The sequence below is a fragment of the Clostridium amazonense genome, from assembly GCF_056431285.1.
This window is the reverse complement of the sequence record NZ_JBWKMH010000024.1, coordinates 102617-124802: the sequence shown is the minus strand read 5'-3', so window position 1 is coordinate 124802 and position 22186 is coordinate 102617. Positions and strand designations below refer to the sequence as shown.

Sequence of the window (22186 nt, the reverse complement as noted above, 5' to 3'; positions counted from 1 at the left end):
AAAATAAAGGCATATATTGATTTGCCTTTATTTTTAAAATTTATGTTAAAAAATATATTATAAAACATAGTAGTGATATCAATATATAAATGAGGAAGTATCTTTTCCATGCATTGTTTTTATTATTTTTAAGATACTCATTTATAAATAATATTATTTCATTTATATCTTTCTTTTCAAATTTTAAATCACTTTTAAAGTTAAGAGAATTTTTGTTTATATTTGCTGTAACAAGAGTTCCTTTTAAATACAAATTTAAATAAAAGAAGTTGTTATTTTTAAATTCTCTATATCCAATATTATGTGAATTAAATACATTAGTTATAATATCTTTTAATTCAACGTCTTTTGGATGATAAATAACATAATCTTTACAAAATAAGCTCATTAAAAAAATCATCAAAATCATTTCTATTAAATAGCCTAAAGAATATGAATCATTTACTACAAATTCTGTTATTATAAGTGGGATTATAAAACAAATAAATGTATTAAGTTCTATTACAGAGTTTTTCTTAAATAATATTAAAAATGAGTATATTAAAGAACCTACACCTAATGTAAAAGCTAGAACTCTTATTGCATCAATAAAACCTAACACGATGTTAATTGTATATTATGTGAACAATCTAAGGCTTCTTTAGCATTATAAGAACTTCTTACAAGTGGTGAGGAAGCAATATATTTAAATCCCATATCCATACCGATTTTTTTATATTTTTCAAATTGTTCCGGTGTTACATAGTCAATTAATTCTGCATGTTTTTTTGATGGTTGAAGATATTGACCTATAGTTACGATATCACACTTATGTTCTTTTAAATCTTTAAGAAGTTCTATGACTTCAGCTTCATTTTCACCAAGACCAACCATAAAACCAGATTTAGTTAAAATAGAATCATCTAAATCTTTTACTTTTAAAAGAAGATCAAGAGAACGTTTATATACTGAATTAGGTGTTATACTTTTAAAAAGTCTTGGCACTAACTCAATATTATGATTTAAAATTTCTGGTTTTGCATCAGTAATAATTTTTAAAGCATCAAAGTTTCCTTGCAAATCAGGAATCAAAACTTCTATAGTTGTATTAGGATTTAACTCTCTTATAGCATATATAACATCTCTAAAGTGACTAGCACCTCCATCATCTAAATCATCTCTAGTAACAGATGTTATTACAGCATGCTTTAATCCTAATTTTTGTATTGCTTTTGCTACATGAAGTGGTTCATTTTTATCAACTTCATTAGGTTTTCCAAAAGAAACGTTGCAAAATCTACAATTTCTAGTGCAAATAGAACCTAAAATCATAAATGTCGCAGTTCCTTTATTATGACACTCTAATCTATTAGGACAATTAGCTTCTTGACATACTGTATTAAGATGAAGAGATGAAGTAAGTGCATTTATTTTTTTCAAATTTTCCCCATGTTCAAGTTTAATTTTTAACCATTCAGGTTTTCTTTTATACATAATTAATGTCCCCCTTTATTTTTAAAAAAGAAGTTCTAATAAATCTTCTTTTTCCATATCATTAATATAAGCTTGTACATCTATTTTATCTAAAAGACAATTAATATTATTAAAATCATGTTTTATATTTAAAAAGTTTTTTTCTAATTTTGATATATTGTCTTTAAAGAAAAAATCACCATAAAATTTTAAATCGTTTATGTATCCATTAACAACATTAAAATTAACTTCTATTGTACCACCTTTAAATCGAATTTCTTTTCTAAATTCATATTCAGGATTTCTACCAAAATTCCAACTGAATTTAGAAAATCTATCTTCCATAATTATATTTATATTTTTTAAATCATAGTCTGTAAAATTATATAAATTTTTTTCGTTAAAGTAATCCATTACGAAACTTGTTATATAATTTTTAAATTGTAAGACGTCCATATCAGTGTTTAAATAGTTACGTATGTTTGTAACTCTTGCACTAACAGAGTTGACACCTTTAGATTTAATTTTTAATGGATTTACTTTAAGAGCTTCAGATAAATTTGATATTGAACTAGAAAATAGCAATGTTCCATGATGTAATACTTTATCTTTGTAATAATACTGAGCATTTCCAGAAATTTTTTTTTCATCTATAGTTATATCATTTCTGCCTGAAAAACTTGCATTTATACCTAAAGAATCAAGAGCTTTTAAAATTGGAAGTGTGAATTTTCTGAAATTAGAATTTATATCACCTTTATTTTTAGAAATAAAAGTGAAATTTATATTGCCCAAATCATTGAAAACTGCACCACCACCAGTTAATCGTCGTACAACTATTATGTTATTTTCTTTTACATAATCAGTATTTATTTCGGCAAAAGCATTTTGATTTTTCCCAATTAATATACATGGTGAATTTCGCCATAACATAAAACATTCATCATCAAAATTTTTAAGTACATATTCTTCTGCGGCATGGTTAAAATATGGATTTATATTATTATGATTAATAAATAACATCAAACTACCTCTTTTCTTTTAAGTATTGATTATTTGAATCTAACATAGTGTAATTGCTGTTCAAATTTGCTTTTAAATATTTTATAATATTTAAAAATATATCAGTTTCAAAATTATTATCATCAATAAATATATTTATACAGAATAAATGTTTAGTTAATATTATATTAATTACTTTATAATCTACATAAACTACAAATTTATTATCTAAAAATTTATATTTAAAATTTTTAGAATCAAAATAATTATTAAGTAGTTCAATTACTGTGTTTAGGTTTACATTATACAAGTTAAAATTTATATCTTGAAATGTAGAATAATAACATAGAGCCATTACAATAAAAATTACTATATTATATGATTTTAAAAGAGTATTATTAAAAAAAGCATATGAAAAATATATTACATTGATAAATGACATAATTATTGAAGATTCAGTTGAATTTTTTATAACATAGGCTTTATTATACTTTTGTAAATTCATAAGGGTAATCACCTCTTTTAAAATTAAATATGTATCAAAGTTATTGTATTATATTTACATTTTTAAGTCAATGATCAAGGTAATATTTTAAATCATTATGTTAAACTATTATATAAACTATAAAAAAATAAGAATCCAATTAAATAAATGAATTCTTATTTTAAAGGATTATTATTATAAGTTATTATCTTTAAGTATAATAGCTATATCATCTTTATTTAAGTTTTCACCATTATAAGATATAAGTGGTGATATTTCAATTACATTGTTTTTTAAGATGTTTTTATCTAAACCTGCTTCGGTTAACCATTTTTTATGCAAATTTAATGTTAAATCTCTAGCAGTTTTAGGACTATCATCTCCATCTGCATTTTTTACAGGAGCGAATTCTTCTTCACGTAGCACTTCTAAAACAGCCATATCATCTAATAATTCGAAAGTATCAAATAAGAAATATTCAAATTTATAACCATTTGGCTTACATGGTTCTATTTTTTCATTATTTTCATTTATGTATTTTATTTTTTTATGTGCAGTGTGAAGTGGCAAATCTTTATCTACTATTTCATCAATAAATTTAATATTTAATAAGTGATTTAATATATTTGCATTTGAATATACAATTTTACCATTTGAATCTATTTCATCAGATAATTCTCTTGGAAGTTCTGAATATTCAACAATGGAAGGTTTATTATTTTTATAGCATAACACCCCTACTTTTTCTGTTGCATGTTTTTTAGCAACCACTTTACTAGCAGCTAATTGATTTGAAGAAATAGTGAATCCAATAAAATATGGATCTGCTATTTTTACTAGGGCATTATCTACTCCATATAGAAAAATCCACTCAACACCTTGATTTTTCATATTTTTTAATGCACCAGATTCTTTTAAAGATATAAAGCATCCACCATTTCCATTAGCACTCATATTTATTTTATTTTTATTAGCTAAGCATATTTTGCCTTCTTCATTTATTGCTGGCATGTTATTTTGCTTAAAAAACATTATTTTATCTTTATCATATCCAAAATAATTATTTTCCTTAAAGAAATTTACTGTGTCACTATAGTTTTCTGTACTTGTCATTATGTAAAATGGAATATATTTACCTACTTGTTTTGATAAATATATTAATCTTTCACATTGAATTTGAAATAACGATTTATTTGAAGGTAATCCAATATTAAAAGTTCCTTTTGGTCCATTATGACCAAGTCTAGTTCCCTGTCCTCCAGCAACTAAACAAACTGCTACTTTATTATCTTTTAAAGCATCTATTCCCATATTATAAAAATTTTCTTTTTCTTCCTTAGAGTACATATTTAGTACTTTTGCAATCATTGGATTAAACTCATTTTTTGTATTAGAGTTATTTGCATCACCTATTTTTTTATATGTATTTTTTATTAATTCAAAATCTATTTCTAATATTTCATCAAGTAATAATTCTTTATCATCTTCATTTAATTCATCATAGAATTTAAGAAGATGCTCTTGATTATATTCTTTTAAAAGTTTATTTACTTTATTTAATTTACAATTCATTAAAAATCGTCTCCATTTCAGAATTTATATATAGTTGTCAATTTTAAATTTATATCTTTAATTAATAGCTATATAATATTTATGTTATTTACTTTTGAATTTTATACCAATCACCAAATTTTTTTATACAAGTATCCTCTTTTAAAGAATCGTAAGTTGAAAATTCTTCTTTAGTAAGTTCAGCTAAAGTTTTGTTGAAATTTTGTGGCTTAAAAATATACCATAAGTCAGACCATTTAATTTCAGTTTCATTTCCTCTAATATTAGTTGATAAAAATCCAGGTGCTTTACTTTCAAAAAACTCGAATTTTGTTCCATCAAAATAAGCTAAACAAGATTTAAACTCACAATATCTATTTTCTACTCCGCTCATTAGCTTTAAAAGACCATTTATTCCTATTGTTTCTAACATATGATTTACATATGCTTTAGGAAATCCATTTAGTGCATGAACAAAGAAACCTGAATCTAGAGCGATACAAGGTTTTTTTACAATTTTATAAGCTTGAATAACCTTTTGTTTTGCGATTTCTTTAATATCATCACTTCTAGGTTCTATTAATTCTGCATTATAAGGTAGTACTTGTATATCTTTAAGTTCTCTTTGAGCTGATGCGATTTTTCCTTTATTAGTTGTTACGAAAATTATATCTTTCAAAATACCCCTCCGTCCAAAATATATCCAATTAGTAAAAAGTTACAAAATTAGATATAATAACTCCATTTTAATTTATATTATATTGTTAAATTTACAAGTAGACAAGAGCTATTTTAAAATTTATTAATAATATTATAAATACTACAAAACAAATTTAATTTTAAATAAATTCATTTTGTAGTATTTATTTATTAAAAGTTTAATAAATCTTCTATATTATTTATAGCATAATCATACTCATTTACATTTCCAAAACCATAGTTTGCATATATAAATGGGATATTAGCAAATTTGGCTGCTTCTAAATCACTAGTAGTATCGCCTACATACACAGGATTTTTCAAATTATTTCTTTTAATTATTAAATTAATGTTTTCACCTTTACTTAGATTTGTTCTTCCTGGATTTTCAAAATCTATAAAGTATTTTTCTAATTTATGATATTTAAGAAAAGTTTCTATATATCCAACTTGACAATTACTAACTATAAATAACTTGAATTTTCTTGATAATTTCAAAAGAGTTTCTTCTAAATTTGGATATAATTTGCCACCATTTTTAGCCAAATAATTTTGTTCAACAATGCAAAACTCTTTCATTATACTATTTCGATCAGTTTCATTCAAATTGTTAAAAAATTTTTTGCTTATATCATCTAATTGCATTCCCATAACACTTTCAAAATCTTTTCTACTAAAGTTCTTTTTTATATCAGGATGATTTTTTAAAACATCATTACAAGATAAAACCAATGTATCAATAGCATCCCAAAGAGTTCCATCTAAATCAAAAATGAGACTATCTATATTAATATTCATAAATTCACCTCTTAATATATTTTAATTCTATTTAATATAGGTTTTAATATTACTCCTTATTTTATACTTATTTATTAATTATATAAAACATAAACTCTAAGAAAAATCATTCTTAGAGTTTATGTTTTAATTATTCTTTATAAGTAACTAAAGGTTTTAATTTAGCAACTACCTTTATAAGATTAAAATTAACTAAATCAGATATTATAGAATCTATATTTTTATATGCTTCTGGAGCTTCTTCATAAATTAAATTCTTATTTTTACATACTAAGTTATAATCAAAATTATTACTTTTAATGTCTTTTCTTAAAAATTTACCTTGTAATTTTTCTTTGCAACTTTTCCTAGCCCATTTTCTTCCGGCACCATGAGATATAGAAAAACCACTTTCTAAAGATGAATTTATAGGTTTTACTATATAAGATGGTGTTCCACGGGAACCAGCTATAATAGCATAGCCATCATTACTACTTGAAGCACCTTTTCTATGAATATAGTATTCATCTTTTACTTCAATACCATTATGAATATTATCTATAATTATTTTATCTAAAGCTACATTACAAGTATTGCACATATTTGTAGCTATAACTTGTCTACTTTCTTTTGCAAAAGTTATAGCTTTATTATGATCATTCATATAGGAAGTAAATTCAGAACTTCCTTCTACAAAGCCATCTTCAAGAGCATATTCTTTTATATACCTGTTAAGTATAAATTCACCTAAGCCTCTTGATCCACTATGAACTAATAAGTAAATTTTGTTTTTATCGAAATTTAAAATATTATATTCATTTTCATCTAATACTTTATCAATAATTGTAAACTCACAAAAGTGATTTCCACCACCTATAGATCCTTTATTAAAATCATTATATTCACTTAATGTTTCTATACTATTTAATGTTTTCATAACTTTATCTATTTTAAATTTTCGTTTTAAAGTAGATGTTTCAAATAAACTTATAGAACATCCAATATCATTACCTATAAGATTGGGATATATAATTTTCTTACTAATAAATGATATACCTACAGGAGTTTTACCAGGATGTAAATCAGGATAGCCAACTACATATACAGCTCCTTTTAAATTACATAATCCTTTTACACTATCTACAGCTTCACTTTCCATCCATGTTTTTTCACTTGCTAAAATTTTATACATTAATATCTTCTCTCCTTATTTATAAATTACTATTATTGAGAGAAGTAATTATTTTTACTACTTTTTTATTAAACTTCTCTCACCTTTATAAATAACATCATATTAATCACGTCCTTTTCATAAAATAGTTTATTTAATTATTCTTGTTTCTACTATTTTAGCATTACTATATAATTCAAGCAAATTTTTAGCATTGTTTATATAAGATTCCATATTAATATCACCATTGAATGATATTATATTCATTAAAATACTTTTAGTATCTTTAGTTATCATTGCTCTAGTAGAATCTGAAGTAGTACTGCCAAATTTACCTATAGCATCTTCAAATACTGGTAGATTTTCTAAATTGATTTCACCCCTACCAATACCTTCATATCTTTCTCCTTCATGACCTAGAGTGAAAATTATATTACCATTCACTTTATCTAAATCATAAGTACCAACAGAATTGTTAGTTTTTAATGATATAAGATTATTAATGTCAACAATAGTATTTACCTTATAAAGTCCTAGCCCTTTAACAATTCTTCTTAGTAGTGATTCAGAAGATAATCTATATTTGCTAGGATCTTTTTTGAATTTTTTATATGCATCTCTAGATGCTTTTATATTTTCAAGAGTTAAAACATCTTTAATTTCTAGTGAGTTTTCTATATTAGTGCACTCCTTTGTTATCTCTTTCCATAACTCTTCATTAAAATCGTTTACTTTTACATTTGCAATTATACATCCTAAAGTTAAGTTAGGACATTTTTCTTTTAAAATGTTATCTATTGTTATATTTATCATAATTTCTCCTTTGCTAATAAATTATTATTTATCTATGATTTCTCTTAGTTTAATAAGCTGATATTTTAAAATATCTTTATTACTTCTCCAAGAGAATATTTCACCTGGCCCACCATATTCAAGAGTAACTATGTTAGGAGAAGTATTATTTAAAGTCCATTTAAGGATTTCATAATCATCATCGTTCATTTCAATATGTTTATCTCTTAATTCATTACACACTTTTTCGGAACCTGAAACATGAATTTCCTTCACTCTATTAAGTGGCAACTTATTTAAATATGAAAATATGTCTTCACCTCTATTAAATGAAGCAACTTTAGCATGCGATAAATCTAGTAATAAATCAACATCACATTTAGATATAATATCATTAATAAAGTTAGCATCTGTACAAAATTTAATTACTCCAAATTCTTTTTCATCATAATCAGAATAGGGAGCATTTTCAACTAACAGAGGTATATTGCAATTTTGTTTCCAAAAATCAACAACTTTCATTATATATTCTATCATGTTATTAGTTTCAGAGGTATCAAAAAAATCATCACTATGAGCTAGTAGGTGTATTGCATAATGAGGAGATTTAAAAACCTTAAAGGAAGTATTAACATAATTCCAATCTATTTGTTCAATATTTTGCATACTAGCACGTTCACAAAAGCCTAGTCCATGTAGTAATATAGGTTTAAATGAAAGAGCTTCTTCATAAACTCCATTATATAAATCATATAATCCTAGCTTTATGTAATCAATATCAACAGTTCCTTCTTTAAGTAATTCTATTAACTCGCTTGAATAATTACATCCCAATAACATTTAAATCCTCCTAAAAAATATAAACATATTATTATTTTAATTTGGTATAAGATAATTAAATTTATCTAAATTATTAAGAGTAATATAGGTTTCAAAGTTTAAGCAACATTTTTATTAAATGATAATTTTAGAGTTACAACTTATTAATGTTTTCACATTCACTATCCATTGTCAATTTTAAAAATAGATATTAAAACTTAGAATTAAAATTATCAATTGAAATATGCATAACTTAAAGTTTAAACTTTGATTCCTATGAAAGATATACAAATTAAAAAGTTAATTTGTATACCTTTAGTAATTATATATACTTATTTATTTAAAAGTAATTTATTACAATTTTATTAATTATATATTAAACGAAATAATTTTTCAACTTTTCTGAAAATATTTCATATTATATTGTTTAAAATTTTAGGTATGTGTTCTAGTACATCTTTTAAATAAACTCTTTCTGTATTTTCATGAAGATTCCTTCCAAATGGTCCAATATTTATAGATGGTATATTTAATTTTGAAATTTTTTCAAAATCTATATTATATAGATTAGGTGATACTATTAAATTATCTAGCATTTGCTTTTCAGAAAATGGATCTGTACATGATGTATAACTTAAATCAGAACTACCCATAAAATACGGTTGAATTTCTAAATTTAAATCATACTTAATTAGTGTTGTTTTAATAATATCTATAGTTGAAGATAAATAAGTTGATATATTAATATTACCCTCATATCTATTATTAATTATATAATCATTGTTTACAGCAGAATAATATGGAGGAATAGCTCCTATTATTACTATAGGATGATTTATATTACACTCCTTTACCAACCTAGTTATTAAATATATGCTGCTTTCTTGTAAGTTCATTTGTTGTGAGTTTACTTTATTATCAATTTCTTTATATATAGATGATAATGTGCAATTTATATTCTTCAATTTATTTAAATAAATATTTTTGAATTCTCTATAACTTAAAACCTCTATATGAGGAACCTCTAATGAAGTATCATTAAAATTTTTATATACACCTTTAAGTTTAAATAAATAGTTTTTTACTGTTTCTTTGGAAAGCTCTAGTATTTTATCTAAAATGTTTTCTATAGGTACATTCTTAAAGAAATTCATATTAAAATATGCTGCACTCATTTCAGGTATAGATACATCATAACTTTGTCTTAGATCTTTTACACCCAGAACTGTAGGTGGTGATGTTAAAGAGCCTTTATCACTAAAACAAAAATCTTTATTTAGATCTAATCTATTAACTAATTCATTTAATAATGGTATAGGATTTAAACCAGTAAGTATATTGCTTACATGACTTACTTTTCCCTTAACAAAAATTAAAGGCATTATTTTCCCAACAGAACCACAATGTATATTAAAGGTATTTAAATTTTTTCGCTGATGAGGTTCAGTTAATATAAGTAGTTTGTAATTCAAGTTATATTTTTCTTTTAAATCATAAAGAAGATTAGTTGCACTTCTCATTCCACAAGATATATTTTCTTCATCAGGAACAGAAAGAAATAAGATATTATTTTTTTTACTTTCATTAGTAAGTATTGTATTCAAATTTATAGCAATTCCTGATTTCATATCACAAGAGCCTCTTCCCCAAAGCCAATCATCATTTTGTAAATCTTTTTTTGCTAAATCATCTAAATCTATACTTTTGAGCTCTTTTCTTAACATTTCAGGGTTTAAAGCATACTTAGCAAGTGGACCATAATTGTCTATAGGTGCAGCATCATAATGTGATATTAGTATTATAGTATCTTTAACATAATTATCTTTAAGTGCCCAAACTACATGCCTATTTAAAATATCATTTTCTCCGTATAAACCTAATAAATCAGTATTTTTTGTAAAATAAGGAGAACTTTTTAAAATGTCAAATATATAGTTCTCTATATTACATTCTTTATATGTTCCAGTATCACTTTGTATAGAGATTAAATCTAATAATATTTTCTTTATATCATAATTCATGATGAGTGTTACTAAAAACTATTTAAAATATATGTTTTTGTAACATTTTCACCTCCTTAATATAAATACTTTAAATGTAAATTTATATTAATTTTACCACTTATATCTTTTATAGAATAGTCCATGGTAAAATTTAATATATATATATATTTAATATTAGAAAAGGAGTACAGTTTTTATGGCATATAAAAATTTTAAACAACCTGAAATTATTTATATAAGTGAAAATCTTAGATTGAAAGCATATAAAGATGAGTATGAAATAGCATTATCATGGTATAGAGATAAGGAAGTTTACTATAATTCAGAAGGTATAACTGATATTTTAAAAATACCTGATGAAAACTATGTAAAAAGAATGTATGATTATTTAAAAGTAAATGGAGAATTATATTTTATTGAAATTAAAGAAAATCATAAATTTATACCAATTGGTGATGTTACATTAAAAGAAGAAAATTTACCAATAGTAATTGGAGGTTCCCAGTATAGAGGAATTGGCATTGGAAAAAAAGTTATGGAAGCTATTATAAATCGAGCTAAAGAATTAGGTATAAAACAAATTTATGGTCAAAAGGTTTATAGCTACAATATACCATCTCAAAAATTACATGAATCATTAGGATTTAAATATGTTAAAACAGAAGGAAATACTATCATATATAACTTAAATTTAAACTAAAAGAAAAACAAGCGCTAAGAATTTTGTTTTACGCTTGTTTTTTTACTTATCTTTCACTTTCAATGAGATTTTTCATTGTTTCTTTATCTATAGCACCTGGTATATATTTACTTATGTATCCCTCTTTATTTATTATAAATGTTGTTGGAAAAGCATTTATTCCGTATTGATATACAAGAGGACCATCATTATCAAATATTACTGGGAAAGTATATTTTTCTTTTTTAAGATATTTTGATATTTCGTCAAGTGTACCCTCTCTTCCTAAATTAGGTGAAGCTACACCAAGAATAACTACATCATCATTATTTTCATTGTATTCTTTATATAATTCCTCAATATGAGGCATTTCAGCTCTACATGGTGGACACCAAGTTGCCCAAAAGTTTAAAAATACAGTCTTACCCTTATATTCGCTTAAAGTATGTTTTTTACCATATTGATCTATTAGTGTAAAATCTATTGGAGATATCTTACTTTCATCACTTGAATTTTCAGCTTTGTCATTTGTAGTATTTTTGTCTTGAGTTTCAGTAGAATTATTAGTTATATTACTGCTTTCATTATTAATAAGCAATTTATCATTTATATTTCTAAAACCATTAAAAATCATTATAGCTCCTGCTAATATAATAATAACTCCACTTACCTTTTTTATTTTATCCATATGATGTTTCACTTTGTCAAACTTAGTTAATAATTTACTATAAAATAGTGACGATATTATAAATGGTAAGATAAATCCCAATGTGTAAATTAGAATAAGTAACTTTGAAGTTAAAGCACTTTCTGAACTAGAAGACATTATTAGTACTGATGCTAGAATTGGACCAATACAAGGTGTCCAACCAAAACTAAATGTGAATCCTAGTATAAAAGCTGATAAAGAATTAATTTTATCAGTTTTAAAATTAATTCTTTTTTCTCTATTTAAAATGTTAGATTTTATAATACCAACATAAAATAAACCCATGACAATTATAATAAATCCACCTAAAATCATTATAATATCCTTATTAGCATTAAAAAAGGATGTTAGAATATTCATAGATGAACCTAATATAAAGAAAGTAACTGATATACCTAGTGTGAAAAATATAGTGTTTTTAACAAGTATATTATTTTTAAATTTTGAACTTTTTATATCATCTACACTGCTATTTGCTAACATACTTAAATATATTGGTAGTATTGGAAGGATACATGGTGAAAATATTGAAAGTAAACCTTCAACAAAAACTACAAGTAAATTAATTTTATCCATTTGATACCTCTTTTCTGTAAAGTTTCACTATTATATAAGAAACAATTTTGAATTTGAACCTTTTTAGCTGTAAATATGTTGCCTTCAAAAGAAATGTTTATTTAAAAGGAATTCCAAGATAGTCTAATTATTAAGCATATTCAAGTTTTAAATTTAATTCCTAGCCTTGTATGTAAAACTATTTGACAATTGAAATATGAATGATTTAAAGTTTAACCTTGGATTCCTATGAAAGTTGTATAAGCTTGTTTCACTATATGATAACTAAAATGAATTTGAAAGTTGATGTCTATATGATTATTGATTATTGAATGACTGCCAGTTATCAATTAAATGTGTTTATCACAATTAAGGTTATCATTGCTCCAACAAATCATCTTCTCCATAATTGGAAGAAGTTTAACACCGGAATTACTCAAATAGTATGTTGATTCCACAGTGTTGTTGAATAACTTTTTTTCATTAACTACAATTCCGTTTTCAATTAATAATTCTAATTGTTGCTTTAACATTTTTTTACTACAACCCTCTATACATTTTTGTAATTCTCCAAATCTCATTTTTTTATTATTCATTCTCCAAATTATAGCAGCAATCCACTTTTTACCTAAAATATTTGAAAGTGCCTCTATGGGGCATTGATATATAATATTATCTGCATTATACATATTTATTTCTCCTAATTATTTATAATCCATAATTATACCGTAGTTTATATCTTTTTCAAAGTTAGTATTTATGGTAAATTTATTATTTTCATCCAATTTAACTTTAAAGTATTTATAATAACAGTCTTTTTATATAGGGTTCCAAGTTCAAATTCAAATGAAAAACTTTTTTCTTTACTACTACTATTCTCATTTAATACTTGAATAATTTCATTTTTCAGCTTGTTTTCCTATATTAATTGATAAAGCAACATGCACTAATTGTATATTTGTATGAATACTATATCAAATATCATAGCATACAATCAATTAGGTACTTTTTAGTAACCACCAAAATAATAAGAACCATATACAAATGTATACAGTTCTTATTATTAGTTATTTGATTTCTAATTATTTTATTTATAAAGTTAGATTTTAAATTTATCAACAGCTTGGTTTAATTTTTCTGAGATAGTATTTAATGATGTAGATAAGTTAGACACTTCTTTTGTCATATTAAATTGATCTTCAGCAGAAGCTGTTACTTCCTCAGCTATAGATGAGGTTTCTTCTACTCCATCTACAATTTTATTAATAGAATTTATTATATCATCTTTAACATGATTTAATCTTAAAGATTCGTCTAAAGCATCACTTATATCATTAGATAATGTATTTATTGAACTTATATTCTTTTTAAATATTTCCTCTGAACTTTCAACGGCACTATTTAAATCTTCTACTACGGATTTTACTTCCTTCATCATAATTACTGAGTTTTTAGAATTATCTTTAATTTCTTTTATGAAATTATTTATATCATTGGTAGCAAGTTCTGTCTCATTGGATAGTTTTCTTATTTCATCTGCTACTATTGCAAACCCTTTACCAGCTTCCCCAGCTCTAGCAGCTTCTATAGATGCATTAAGCGCCAATAGATTTGTTTGAGATGATATTGTTTGGATAGCATCTGTAAAGTTTTGTGCATTATTGGCATTACTAACTATTTTATCTATAATGCTTTCAAACTCTATTAATTTATCAATACTCTCATTTTTCTTTTCCTTTAACCCCTGCATTTCATCTAAAGCATTTAAACTACTAGTTTTAGTTTCGGTAGAGACACTATTAACTTCATTAATCTTTTTAGAAATGGTTCCTATACTTGTATCTACATACCCTAGATTTTCGCTAATATTAGAAGCTTTATCTGCTTGTGTTACAGTTCTTGTAGCTAAATTCTCCATAGCATTAACTACTTCTTCTGTTGTCTTAGATGAGTTTGTAGATAGTTTTGTTAAATTTAAAGATCTCTCCTCTAAGTTTAGAGTTAAATCTTTTATATCCCCTATAATAGAACACATATCATCTTTTAATTTTTTTGTAGATTTAATTAATAATGATGTTTCATCGTTTCTATTTGCTATATTTCCATCTAATTCTACACTTAAGTTACCAGAAGCAATTTCATTTAGAACTTCTGATGTTTTAATTATAGGATTTGTTATTTTATATGCTATTATTACTAAAGCTATAAAGGCAACTCCTATAGTTAACAATGCTAAAAATATTATAACTTTATTAATTGTTTTTATTATTCCATATAAAGAATCTTCTTTAATAAAACTTACTAAAGTCCTATCCAATCCATCTATTTTATTACTTTGAACAATATATTTAATCTTATCTAGTTCTGTAGTAAATGTTGAGCTATCTTTTTCTAATGCACTATCGAGATTTTTTATATTTAAATCTTTTATGGATTTAGAGGTGTTTTCTTCACTTGAATCTGCTAATATTACTCCATTTTTATCAAGTAACAGATACTTTTCACTTTCATCATTCTTCATACTTGATAAAATTTGAGAAATTCTATTGTCATAAACATCAATTCCTATAACACCAATAATCTCACCTTTTGAATTTTTAACAGCAGTAGTATTACTTACAACAAATTTATTTTCAAAATCTATGTATGGATCACTTATATTAATTTTATCTGGATTTGCAACAGCATTTGTATACCATTCTCTGACTCTTGGATCATATTTTGAACTTATTGAAGTTTCCGGCCATTGAACATAGCCACCATCTTTAGTTGCTAAATAGACATATTGAGTACCAGAATAAGTTTCTCCATATTTTTTGAAAATTTCATACAATTCTGTTTCTAATCCTCCATTTTTAGAAGGGGTCATTGGAACTTTTTCTTCTGTTCTATTCATATAAGAAGTTATAGCTCCGGTAAGATTTGTAACTTTATCATTTTTAGATAAAAGCATTATATCGTTTTCAAGAGATTTTTGAAAATTAATTAAATTTAACTGAAGAATATTTCTTTGATTATTTAATTTTTCTATGTTTTCTTCTTTTAATATACTTTTTATACTTATATTTAGTCCTAAGCTTATAACAACTGACATTCCAATTAATATAACTAAAACACTTGATATTAATCTTGTTTGAATACCTTTTCTAAACTTGAAATAATTTAAGTTTAAGCCAAAAACACGCATATACTATATTTCCTCCTAATTAATTAATAATATTTAAATTTTCTGCATTTATAAATAAGATTTTATAAATATAGAAAACTTACTATTAGTAATCGAAGAAAAATATAAAAACTTTATAATTTAACTAATAAATTGAAATTATTGTTGAATTTTGTATATAATATAAACATTTACAAAATAAATTCTAACATTAAGTAAAAAAAGCATGTTTTCACATGCTCTCTTATATATATTTAAACTACTAATTAAATTTTCAAGAATAAATCATATTTTATTAATGTATAGCAATTAATTTTTTCTTAAAAAAGTTAAAATTCACATATAATAAAATCTGCATTTTCTTTTGGAGAGCATTCTGAAAAATATATTTTTTCAGCTGGAAAATATCTTCTTTTGTATTTAGATTTAATAGCATTCTCATTACCTATATAGACATCTCTTTTTAAAACCCTCTTTAATCTAATTTCTTGTGGTACATCTATAAAAATCATAAAATCGAAGTATTCCTTTATAATAGGTCTTTGTAAAAATACACCTTCTATTATTAGAATTTCTCCCTGCTTTAAAGATAGAAATTTTTTATTATAGTTGTCATTTTCTTTATTATAAATTTCTATTGTATTTTCAAATTCATTATTTAACTTAATAGGCTTTAATATTTCTTCTAGTAAATAATCATATCTCCATTGAAGATTATAGAAGCAATACCATTCTTCATTTGAATCGTTATATCGAACATTTCTAGGTGTTATAAAATCATCGATATGAAGTATACTGCACTTATAGCCCTTTTGATTTAAGTTCAATTTTAATGATTTCACAAAAGTAGTTTTGCCAGCACCTGTTCCACCATCTACACCAATTACATATATTTTATTAGAAAAATCTTCATTTAAAATTTTGTGTAATATTTTATCCATTACATAATACCTCCTATCAATATTATAGGAATTTAATATTTTTTTGCTGAAATATATATTACAGGCATTTCAAAAACTAAATTATCTTCATCATAAAAATTTTCAAGTGCATCATAAATATCACTTTTAAAAGAATGAAATTTTTCAAGGCCTAAATTTGAAACTGCATCTATTATGTTTCTAAATGCATTAGAGTTCATTTCATTCCACCAATCATCTTTTGTTTTATAGATAACCTTCTCTAAACACTGAATAATTTCTATACTTGTAAATCCTACAGAATTTAATAAATCATTATAATTTGCTACTTTTTTAATATTATTTTGAACATGTAAATATTTGTTAACAATAGCATTTAACCATTGCTGATTTAATTGAATTCCCCAAATACTTATATTAATTTTACCATTGTTTTTTAAAATTCTAAAAATTTCATTTAAATTATTTTCATTTACTTCAATACTAAAACCACATAATACATTATCAAAATAATTATTTGGAAATGTTAAATTATTTATATTCATATTTATAAGTTCTACATTATTAAATTTGTTATTTTTAATATCTTTATATGTTTCCTTTATCATTTCATTTGAAATATCAATTCCAATGACCTTTCCATTAACACCAACTTTTCTTATGGCCGGAAACAAACTAGCACCTCTTCCAAAACCAATATCTAATATTATTGAATTTAATTTTATGTCTGAAAAAGAAACTAACTTTTCACCAAATCTATTCCAATAATCATTACCTGATTTACTAAAACTTGTAGCTACTTTGTCCCAAATTAGAGTTGAATTTGTTTTACTCATAATAAAAATCCCTTCTATGAATCTATTGAAATTGGCTTAACATCTTTTGAATATTTAAGTTTTAATTTAAGCTTCCCTTTTGCGTTCTTACCTACAATTTTAATTCTACTAGTGCCCTTCTTTATGTTTATATCTTTACTTCCAGAAGCACTTTGCTCTAAAATTGTACTAACTTCTTTTTGTGGTGATATAATTACAACTTTAAAATCACCTTTTGAAATTTTGGAGTCATAATCTATAGTTAAAACTGCATCTTTTTCTGCTTCAATTTTCCATCGTGTATCCATACCAGTAAAGTTAAACTTTATATTAGTTGTATTTTTCTTATTTTCACCACGTTCACTTAAATAAGAATAACTATCATAATCTAAAGCTATCTTGCTATCATCATCATATATAAGTAATTTATCATTAGATGAAAAATTCATTCCTGTACTTAAATTGTATCTAATAAGTAAAAATAGAAGTACAATTCCTAAAATTACTATAATAAATTTTATAAACTTTTTCATTTAAATCCTCCAGTTATAAAGTTAATATACTAAATTTTATTACTACAACAATACAATTTAGAACAAGTTAATGTTGAATTCATTTATTTTAATTTTTTAAACTTTAGTAATTTTTCTAAAAAACAAATGAAGCTTGTAAAACTAAAAAGTTACTATGATTTTAATTTAAATTGATTTTTTATAAATATATAATAATCTTTCCTTAGAGCCTTTTCATCTAAATCATTTAACTTTTTTAAATTTCGTAATGCAGCTATTAGGATTATAATTTCAGCTATACTTATATATACATCTTTCATATCAAAAGTAAAAAATCCATGTATTTTTATATAATCCAGGCTACCATTCCAAAATATTTTATCTATAATTGAACATATTGCACCTGAAAAAAAGAAAACTCCAAATAGATTACTAAATAGATTTTCTTTATAACGATAGTTGTAATACATATAAATTGAATACGATACCAATAAAATAAGAACAACCAACAGTGTAGAAAAAATCTTACTCATATCTAAATTTAATAAAGAATTAATGTAGGAATATTTAGAATTCAACGTTGGTGAAAAAGATATTAAATCTTTTATTAGTGGTTTGCTCATATTATAATAATTTTTAACTATAAGTTTAATAACTTGATCTAAAACTATTAATATAAATGTTAACATAATGTATTTCATATTTTTCTTTTTCATAAATCCTCCTTAAAGGTGTTTTTGTATATTTTAACATAATATGAAAATATATAAAATTTAAATTTTATATATTTTACTTATTAAAATTTTATATACAATTTTTATAAAATAGTATATTATTAAATTATAAAATTTGTCATATAAGGAGAATAGTTGTGGAAAGTTGTTTGAATTTATCTTCTTATAAAGATGTAGAAGATTATAAAAATGATATAGATAATGCAATTCAAGATATTTTAAATAGAAATGAGAGATTAACATTTGCTTCAGTAGTTAAGAATGTAGGTATAACTCCTATTACTATAAGTAAGTATCCAGAACTTAGAATGTACATATTAGAAAATATAAAACTAAAAAAAGAAATAAAAGTTATAGATGATAAAATAAATAGAGCTACAAGTAAAATACTTAATTCCAAAGAAAACTTAACTTTTATGGGGTTAGTTAAAAGATGTAGGTTTTCTTTAGAGCTTGTTTATAAAAATCCATATATAAAAGAAAGTTTACTTAAAGTTTTAAAAGAAAATACAATTAGGAGTTAGATGTCCTAATTGTATTTTCTTTTAAAACTAATAATCAAAATAATATGAGTTTAATAAATAGGAACTTTTATATTTTATTGCATATTCTTTTAAAACGTTCTTTACTTTATATAATTCAATTTCATCATTAACATACTTCTCAAGATACATTAAGAAAACGTTTTTATCCTCTTTGGAGGCATTTTTTTTAAAGTACCCCCATATATGTTGTAATGTGTTTATGGACTGACTTTTTACAGGCTCTAGTTTACAAATAGAATATATTTCAGCTGTAAACATATCATATGTATACATATTTAATCCAATGTTTTTACTTATATCCTTATATTTTTTATAGGATCGTTCCATGACAACATATTTATATTTTGACCAAGTAATATCTATATTTTTCCTAGAAACATTTTCATTCAAAATTAAAACCTCCTTAAAATACATTGTTTCAATTTAAATTATTTTACATATTATGTTATAGGGGTTAATTTATACTTATAAGTTAAATACAAGTTAACTTAAAAACATAAACTATATTAGAGTTAACTGTATTTAGTAAACTCTTTTAGGTTAATTATTGTGTATGGAGGAACTTATGTTTTTAACTATGATTTGTGATATTAGAAACTCAAGACATATAGAGAATAGAGAATTTGTTCAGATGGAGATTATAAGCACATTAAAAAAATGTAATAGTATTTTTGAGAAATATATAGTTTCGCCATTTATAATAACTCTAGGTGATGAGTGGCAAGGTCTTTTAATAGAAAACACACCTTATTTAGATATAATCTCATTTCTTGAACAGTCTTTACCACAAAACATTAAATTTTATACTGGAATAGGTATTGGTGCTATAACCATTCATAATTTTGAATTAACAGTAAATCAATTAGATGGTCCATCATTTTATCTTGCAAGGAAAGCTATAAAATACGCTAAAAAGAATAATTGTTCATTAATTATTATGAAAGAATAGTTTACGTATAATTAGCCCCCCTATTAATGCAGTTATAAAACTAATAAAAGTACCTATAATAAAATACTCTGCAAAACTTTCATTTTCCAACTTTTTAAATCGTGCTATAGATTTCGTTGCTAAAACAAAGCCTATTAAAGAGGGTTGATCTATAAATATTATAATTATTATAAATATTCGCTCTAATATTCCGATTATAAATCCACCATGTTCTGCGCCATTATTATTATTTGTATTAGGAATATAAATATTGTTTTTATACAGAAACTTGTACCTTTTAGTGTTTAAAGAGCTTATAAACATTTTTATAAAAATACCAGTAAAGCTTGTACATATTAAAACTATTAAAATTGAAAGTAATACTTTATTATTACAATTTAACATTGACTTAGAATTAATTATGTTCTTGAAAGTAATATTAGGACAAAACACAACTATAACAATTATATGAAGAATTTGATCTAGCACAAATATAATTACACTGCTTTTAAGCCATGAATACTTAATTATAAATAATGATTTTAGTAAATCTATAATAAAATGAAAAATTGAAATTAGTAGTATACTTATATAATAATTTCCTATGGACATTTTAGATAATAAAGAAAAAATCCAAAGCAATAAAAACATACCTAAGCAATGCAAAATACTATGAATAGTATTTCCCTTTAATATAGATATTTTATTATTATCCTTTGGAAATCTTAGATTTATTATGTATTCATTTTGTAGTGTAAAGTCAAAAATACAATGAGAAATTAAAAATATTAACAATACGCTAAAATACATTATTACTCCTCTCCAACACTTGTAAATAAGTTTTAAATAATGATCGTATCATTTTTCTATTATAAACTGTTAAAAAGTAACTACAAGAATTTAATCTTTGAGAAATATTTGATTTAGACAAATTAGAATTTATATCTATCATGTTATTATATGACCCATGTTCTTCATATAATTCTATAAACTCTCTTTGCTTATCTGTAAATTTATTTTCAATAGTTTCATTATTTTCAATTAAGTTATTTATTACTTGGTTTAAAGTTACTACATCAGTATCTTCAGTTGTTACGGCTATTTCATCTAAAATAAACTCATTATAAAAATCTGTTGGTATTTCAAGACCCTTAAAAAATACTTTATTATATTTTGATTTAATATCTTGTCCATAGAATCCTTTAATTTTTTTAGCTATATTTAAGGCTTCTCTTGCATTAATAAATGCTTCTCCATCCATTTCTCTAGTATCTTTTGATAAATTTGTAGATATTCTTCCTATACCTATGCCGCAATAAATATCTATTTTGTTTTTTAATAGATATCTTTGAAAATATTTAAATACATCATAACTTTTTTGTGGAACACTTAAAACAATTTGCCATTCATCACCTAGTGTAAAATTTATAGGTGCAACTAATATATTTTTATATTTTTCATTAGCTATTTTAAAAAACATCTTCAATTTTTCTTGAAGTTCTTCTCGTTTTTTTATTTTTCTAGAACTTACAATATCTATATTTATGACGCTGTACATTATTTTTATCTCCTTCTGAAGTTCAAATTCAAAGAATCATTAAGCTTATCTATATTAAATTCTACTTATAATATTATAATCCTTCATTTACTCACAACATTTATAGTATTACCATATTTATTAAATTATATAATAATATTATAAATTAATCCTATACATATAACTTAGCTTTCATATAGGTTTCCAAGTTCGAAGTTTAAATAACATCTTTATCAAGTTATATTATTGAGTTTACAGTTTATTCTATTATCATGTTGGAAACCAATTAAAAAGTAAGAGTGAAGAGTGAAAAGTTATAGATTAAAACTTAGAGTT

At 23.7% G+C, this 22186-nt stretch carries 24 protein-coding genes; 3 read left to right on the top strand and 21 right to left on the bottom strand.

The window, feature by feature from the left end:
* Nucleotides 1–40: 40 nt before the first annotated feature.
* The 11 genes from AC07E4_RS09940 to AC07E4_RS09890 all read right to left on the bottom strand — a co-directional run bounded on the left by AC07E4_RS09940 (nucleotide 41) and on the right by AC07E4_RS09890 (nucleotide 10768).
* Nucleotides 41–601, bottom strand: coding sequence for a hypothetical protein (locus tag AC07E4_RS09940; protein ID WP_478216291.1), 561 nt, complete (start codon nucleotides 599–601; stop codon nucleotides 41–43).
* Nucleotides 595–1473 carry a lipoyl synthase gene (gene lipA, locus AC07E4_RS09935; protein ID WP_478216290.1) on the bottom strand — a complete coding sequence of 293 codons (879 nt, stop codon included), beginning with the start codon at nucleotides 1471–1473 and terminating at the stop codon, nucleotides 595–597. Before lipA ends, AC07E4_RS09940 begins: the two co-directional genes overlap by 7 nt.
* A 21-nt stretch (nucleotides 1474–1494) precedes the next feature.
* Nucleotides 1495–2475, bottom strand: coding sequence for a lipoate--protein ligase (locus AC07E4_RS09930; protein WP_478216289.1), 981 nt, complete (start codon nucleotides 2473–2475; stop codon nucleotides 1495–1497).
* A 4-nt stretch (nucleotides 2476–2479) separates the two neighbouring features.
* Nucleotides 2480–2959, bottom strand: a complete 480-nt coding sequence (locus tag AC07E4_RS09925; protein ID WP_478216288.1) for a hypothetical protein — start codon at nucleotides 2957–2959, stop codon at nucleotides 2480–2482.
* A gap of 174 nt (nucleotides 2960–3133) precedes the next feature.
* Nucleotides 3134–4510 (bottom strand): UTP--glucose-1-phosphate uridylyltransferase, encoded by a 1377-nt coding sequence (locus tag AC07E4_RS09920; protein WP_040328962.1) that lies wholly within the window; start codon nucleotides 4508–4510, stop codon nucleotides 3134–3136.
* A gap of 88 nt (nucleotides 4511–4598) precedes the next feature.
* A complete protein-coding gene (locus tag AC07E4_RS09915) occupies nucleotides 4599–5168 on the bottom strand; it encodes a non-canonical purine NTP pyrophosphatase (protein ID WP_040328963.1) in 570 nt (189 codons plus the stop codon).
* 191 nt (nucleotides 5169–5359) lie between these two features.
* The gene (locus AC07E4_RS09910; RefSeq protein ID WP_430829527.1) at nucleotides 5360–5980 is read right to left on the bottom strand and encodes an HAD family hydrolase; all 621 of its coding nucleotides are present in this window, start codon (nucleotides 5978–5980) and stop codon (nucleotides 5360–5362) included.
* 136 nt (nucleotides 5981–6116) lie between these two features.
* The gene (locus AC07E4_RS09905) at nucleotides 6117–7157 is read right to left on the bottom strand and encodes an RNA ligase RtcB family protein (protein ID WP_478216287.1); all 1041 of its coding nucleotides are present in this window, start codon (nucleotides 7155–7157) and stop codon (nucleotides 6117–6119) included.
* Nucleotides 7158–7286: 129 nt separating this feature from the next.
* Nucleotides 7287–7949: a B3/B4 domain-containing protein gene (locus tag AC07E4_RS09900; RefSeq protein WP_430829220.1), complete on the bottom strand. Its 663-nt coding sequence runs from the start codon at nucleotides 7947–7949 to the stop codon at nucleotides 7287–7289.
* Nucleotides 7950–7973: 24 nt separating this feature from the next.
* A complete protein-coding gene (locus AC07E4_RS09895; RefSeq protein WP_040328966.1) occupies nucleotides 7974–8768 on the bottom strand; it encodes a multinuclear nonheme iron-dependent oxidase in 795 nt (264 codons plus the stop codon).
* A gap of 392 nt (nucleotides 8769–9160) precedes the next feature.
* On the bottom strand, nucleotides 9161–10768 hold the full coding sequence (locus tag AC07E4_RS09890) for a M20/M25/M40 family metallo-hydrolase (RefSeq protein WP_478216286.1): 1608 nt from the start codon (nucleotides 10766–10768) through the stop codon (nucleotides 9161–9163).
* Nucleotides 10769–10946: 178 nt separating this feature from the next.
* Between AC07E4_RS09890 and AC07E4_RS09885 the strand changes: the two genes are divergently transcribed.
* Nucleotides 10947–11450 (top strand): GNAT family N-acetyltransferase, encoded by a 504-nt coding sequence (locus tag AC07E4_RS09885; RefSeq protein ID WP_478216285.1) that lies wholly within the window; start codon nucleotides 10947–10949, stop codon nucleotides 11448–11450.
* Between the two features lie 46 nt (nucleotides 11451–11496).
* Here the strand turns inward: AC07E4_RS09885 and AC07E4_RS09880 are convergent, their stop codons facing one another.
* The 7 genes from AC07E4_RS09880 to AC07E4_RS09850 all read right to left on the bottom strand — a co-directional run bounded on the left by AC07E4_RS09880 (nucleotide 11497) and on the right by AC07E4_RS09850 (nucleotide 18822).
* Nucleotides 11497–12714: a redoxin family protein gene (locus tag AC07E4_RS09880; protein WP_478216284.1), complete on the bottom strand. Its 1218-nt coding sequence runs from the start codon at nucleotides 12712–12714 to the stop codon at nucleotides 11497–11499.
* 329 nt (nucleotides 12715–13043) lie between these two features.
* Nucleotides 13044–13382 carry a winged helix-turn-helix transcriptional regulator gene (locus AC07E4_RS09875; protein WP_430829217.1) on the bottom strand — a complete coding sequence of 113 codons (339 nt, stop codon included), beginning with the start codon at nucleotides 13380–13382 and terminating at the stop codon, nucleotides 13044–13046.
* 410 nt (nucleotides 13383–13792) lie between these two features.
* Nucleotides 13793–15880 (bottom strand): methyl-accepting chemotaxis protein, encoded by a 2088-nt coding sequence (locus AC07E4_RS09870; RefSeq protein ID WP_478216283.1) that lies wholly within the window; start codon nucleotides 15878–15880, stop codon nucleotides 13793–13795.
* Nucleotides 15881–16188: 308 nt separating this feature from the next.
* The gene (locus AC07E4_RS09865; RefSeq protein WP_040328971.1) at nucleotides 16189–16800 is read right to left on the bottom strand and encodes a P-loop NTPase fold protein; all 612 of its coding nucleotides are present in this window, start codon (nucleotides 16798–16800) and stop codon (nucleotides 16189–16191) included.
* Between the two features lie 32 nt (nucleotides 16801–16832).
* Entirely contained in the window at nucleotides 16833–17615 is a 783-nt protein-coding gene (locus tag AC07E4_RS09860) for a class I SAM-dependent methyltransferase (protein ID WP_478216282.1), read from the bottom strand.
* Nucleotides 17616–17629: 14 nt separating this feature from the next.
* A complete protein-coding gene (locus tag AC07E4_RS09855; RefSeq protein WP_478216281.1) occupies nucleotides 17630–18127 on the bottom strand; it encodes a lipoprotein in 498 nt (165 codons plus the stop codon).
* A gap of 152 nt (nucleotides 18128–18279) precedes the next feature.
* Nucleotides 18280–18822: a signal peptidase II gene (locus tag AC07E4_RS09850; protein WP_040328975.1), complete on the bottom strand. Its 543-nt coding sequence runs from the start codon at nucleotides 18820–18822 to the stop codon at nucleotides 18280–18282.
* A gap of 155 nt (nucleotides 18823–18977) precedes the next feature.
* Here AC07E4_RS09850 and AC07E4_RS09845 point away from each other — a divergent pair, with 155 nt between their 5' ends.
* Nucleotides 18978–19364 (top strand): hypothetical protein, encoded by a 387-nt coding sequence (locus AC07E4_RS09845; RefSeq protein ID WP_478216280.1) that lies wholly within the window; start codon nucleotides 18978–18980, stop codon nucleotides 19362–19364.
* Nucleotides 19365–19391: 27 nt separating this feature from the next.
* On the opposite strand, the gene AC07E4_RS09840 is transcribed toward AC07E4_RS09845, so the two are convergent.
* Entirely contained in the window at nucleotides 19392–19775 is a 384-nt protein-coding gene (locus tag AC07E4_RS09840; protein WP_478216279.1) for a YbgA family protein, read from the bottom strand.
* A 175-nt stretch (nucleotides 19776–19950) separates the two neighbouring features.
* On the opposite strand from AC07E4_RS09840, the gene AC07E4_RS09835 reads away from it, so the two are divergent.
* Entirely contained in the window at nucleotides 19951–20334 is a 384-nt protein-coding gene (locus tag AC07E4_RS09835) for a SatD family protein (RefSeq protein WP_430829212.1), read from the top strand.
* Here the strand turns inward: AC07E4_RS09835 and AC07E4_RS09830 are convergent.
* Complete coding sequence (locus AC07E4_RS09830; protein WP_478216278.1) at nucleotides 20314–21123, bottom strand: DUF3307 domain-containing protein; 810 nt, start codon at nucleotides 21121–21123, stop codon at nucleotides 20314–20316. The two genes, AC07E4_RS09835 and AC07E4_RS09830, sit on opposite strands and share 21 nt — an antisense overlap.
* Nucleotides 21113–21871 (bottom strand): SatD family protein, encoded by a 759-nt coding sequence (locus AC07E4_RS09825; protein WP_430829210.1) that lies wholly within the window; start codon nucleotides 21869–21871, stop codon nucleotides 21113–21115. Before AC07E4_RS09825 ends, AC07E4_RS09830 begins: the two co-directional genes overlap by 11 nt.
* Nucleotides 21872–22186: the final 315 nt, after the last annotated feature.

Coding starts and splice junctions, on each gene's coding strand:
- lipA (WP_478216290.1), bottom strand. CDS start 1,473: ATGTATAAAAGAAAACCTGAATGGTTAAAAATTAAACTTGAACATGGG.
- AC07E4_RS09930 (WP_478216289.1), bottom strand. CDS start 2,475: ATGTTATTTATTAATCATAATAATATAAATCCATATTTTAACCATGCC.
- AC07E4_RS09925 (WP_478216288.1), bottom strand. CDS start 2,959: ATGAATTTACAAAAGTATAATAAAGCCTATGTTATAAAAAATTCAACT.
- AC07E4_RS09920 (WP_040328962.1), bottom strand. CDS start 4,510: ATGAATTGTAAATTAAATAAAGTAAATAAACTTTTAAAAGAATATAAT.
- AC07E4_RS09905 (WP_478216287.1), bottom strand. CDS start 7,157: ATGTATAAAATTTTAGCAAGTGAAAAAACATGGATGGAAAGTGAAGCT.
- AC07E4_RS09900 (WP_430829220.1), bottom strand. CDS start 7,949: ATGATAAATATAACAATAGATAACATTTTAAAAGAAAAATGTCCTAAC.
- AC07E4_RS09895 (WP_040328966.1), bottom strand. CDS start 8,768: ATGTTATTGGGATGTAATTATTCAAGCGAGTTAATAGAATTACTTAAA.
- AC07E4_RS09890 (WP_478216286.1), bottom strand. CDS start 10,768: ATGAATTATGATATAAAGAAAATATTATTAGATTTAATCTCTATACAA.
- AC07E4_RS09885 (WP_478216285.1), top strand. CDS start 10,947: ATGGCATATAAAAATTTTAAACAACCTGAAATTATTTATATAAGTGAA.
- AC07E4_RS09880 (WP_478216284.1), bottom strand. CDS start 12,714: ATGGATAAAATTAATTTACTTGTAGTTTTTGTTGAAGGTTTACTTTCA.
- AC07E4_RS09875 (WP_430829217.1), bottom strand. CDS start 13,382: ATGTATAATGCAGATAATATTATATATCAATGCCCCATAGAGGCACTT.
- AC07E4_RS09870 (WP_478216283.1), bottom strand. CDS start 15,880: ATGCGTGTTTTTGGCTTAAACTTAAATTATTTCAAGTTTAGAAAAGGT.
- AC07E4_RS09865 (WP_040328971.1), bottom strand. CDS start 16,800: ATGGATAAAATATTACACAAAATTTTAAATGAAGATTTTTCTAATAAA.
- AC07E4_RS09860 (WP_478216282.1), bottom strand. CDS start 17,615: ATGAGTAAAACAAATTCAACTCTAATTTGGGACAAAGTAGCTACAAGT.
- AC07E4_RS09855 (WP_478216281.1), bottom strand. CDS start 18,127: ATGAAAAAGTTTATAAAATTTATTATAGTAATTTTAGGAATTGTACTT.
- AC07E4_RS09850 (WP_040328975.1), bottom strand. CDS start 18,822: ATGAAAAAGAAAAATATGAAATACATTATGTTAACATTTATATTAATA.
- AC07E4_RS09835 (WP_430829212.1), top strand. CDS start 19,951: ATGTTTTTAACTATGATTTGTGATATTAGAAACTCAAGACATATAGAG.
- AC07E4_RS09830 (WP_478216278.1), bottom strand. CDS start 21,123: ATGTATTTTAGCGTATTGTTAATATTTTTAATTTCTCATTGTATTTTT.
- AC07E4_RS09825 (WP_430829210.1), bottom strand. CDS start 21,871: ATGTACAGCGTCATAAATATAGATATTGTAAGTTCTAGAAAAATAAAA.